The sequence below is a fragment of the Alteromonas sp. a30 genome (genome assembly GCF_026788005.1).
In the GTDB taxonomy this organism is placed as follows: Bacteria; Pseudomonadota; Gammaproteobacteria; order Enterobacterales; family Alteromonadaceae; genus Paraneptunicella.
The window spans coordinates 1-731 of record NZ_JABEPE010000093.1 but is presented as its reverse complement, the minus strand read 5'-3'; the positions used below and the strand labels follow the sequence as shown (position 1 = coordinate 731).

The 731-nt window shown below is 50.2% G+C and carries 1 protein-coding gene; it reads right to left on the bottom strand.

Annotation, left to right across the window (positions count from 1 at the left end; all coding sequences use genetic code 11):
• The coding region (locus tag HJG39_RS19340; RefSeq protein ID WP_268412065.1) for an AMP-binding enzyme at positions 1-731 on the bottom strand (731 nt) is incomplete at both ends.

Sequence of the window (731 nt, the reverse complement as noted above, 5' to 3'; positions counted from 1 at the left end):
ACTTGCTCAACTTGTAATATGTCGGCCCAAATGTCACACAGCGCCGACTCTTTGTCGTTACGCGGGGCAACGTAGGTTTCTTGGAATACCGATTCATCTTCTAACGCTAACAACGCCGAACGGTTTATTTTACCGTTTGGTGTCAGCGGTATCTCATCCACAAACGTGAACGACGCTGGCACCATGTACTCCGGCAAGTTCTCGCTTAAGCGGTCACGCAGCAAGCCAATAATCACGTTGCTGTCCATGTCTAACCCTTCTGCCGAGCGCACCGTGTAAGCGATTAAGCGTTTGTCCCCGGTGTCATCTTCTTTGGCAAGCACAACACAGTCTTGTACCGACGCTTGTTTGAGTAGCTGTGATTCAATCTCACCAAGCTCAATACGGAAACCACGGATTTTCACTTGATGGTCCAAGCGACCAATAAATTCGATGCTGCCATCAGGCAACCAACGCACGCGGTCGCCAGTGCGATATAAACGCTCGCCCACACCGTTTTCGTCTTTCACAATCGGGCTGCGAACAAACTTCTCAGCGGTCATTTCTGGCTGATTCAAATACTCACGCGCCAAACACTCGCCGCCGATGTAAAGCTCACCGCCTACACCCACAGGTTGCAAATTCCATTGGTCGTTGACCACGAACAAACGCACGTTATCTAACGGTTTACCAATAGGCACGCCGCGCAGTGAATCAGGGCTCACCGCTAATTTATGTACATCGTGATAAGT